Origin of the sequence: Elstera litoralis, from assembly GCF_000963705.1 — a bacterium.
In the GTDB taxonomy this organism is placed as follows: Bacteria; Pseudomonadota; Alphaproteobacteria; order Elsterales; family Elsteraceae; genus Elstera; species Elstera litoralis.
Genome location: NZ_LAJY01000780.1, coordinates 1 through 817, shown reverse-complemented (window position 1 = coordinate 817; position 817 = coordinate 1). Strand labels below are relative to the sequence as shown.

General features: G+C 56.3%; 1 protein-coding gene. It reads right to left on the bottom strand.

Annotated features, from left to right (window positions below; translation table 11 throughout):
* Positions 1–11 precede the first annotated feature (11 nt).
* Positions 12–817, bottom strand: an 806-nt coding sequence (locus tag VZ95_RS19740) for an ABC transporter substrate-binding protein (RefSeq protein ID WP_045777386.1), incomplete at its 5' end; no start/stop codon positions are given.

Genomic DNA, 817 nt, shown 5'->3' with positions numbered 1-817 from the left:
GCGTAAACAGCCTACTTCGTGATCTGGGAGTACAGGTTCACGTCGAAGGACGGGCCAATGATGAAGCCCTTCACATTGGCCGGATGGGCGGCCACTTCGATTTGCTGGAACATCACCACGAAGGGCGAGACGGCTAGATGCTCCTTCTGGATATCCAGATAAATCGCCGCGCGTTTCGCCGCATCGCGCTCTTCCACCGCCGACAGGGTCTTTTTCGACATCTCCGGGATATCCCACGTATTGCGCCACGCAAGCGTTTTTGCCTTGGTGCCGTCGGAATTATCGAGGTTGATGGCGAAAGTTTCCGCATTGGTGTGCGGATCTTGGTAATCGGGACCCCAATCGCCGATGTAGATATCATGGCTGCGGGCACGATATTTGGTCAGCGTCTGCTTGCCGTCGCCGGGAATCAATTCCAACTTCACGCCCGCCTTGGCCCAGGAGGCCTGCACGGCCTGTGCCACATCGGCATAGGGCGAGACATTGCGCACGTCCATCGTGATGCTGAAACCGTCGGGGTGCCCGGCTTTCGCCAGCAGTTCCTTGGCTTTCGCCAGATCGAAGCTATAGGGGTTTTCGTTGTACGCGCCCAGGAAGCCCTTCGGCAGGAAGGCTTGATGCGTCGTGCGCGTGCCCTTCAGAATATTCTCTTCGACCGATTTATAATCGACGAGCAGCTTCAACGCCTGCCGCACTTCCGGCTTCGCCAGAATCGGGTTTTTCTGATTAAGACCGAGATACATCAACGAGCCTTTCACGCCCGTATCGAGCACGATCGACTTGTTGGCGGAAATGCCGATGATCTGGTCTTTTTCGA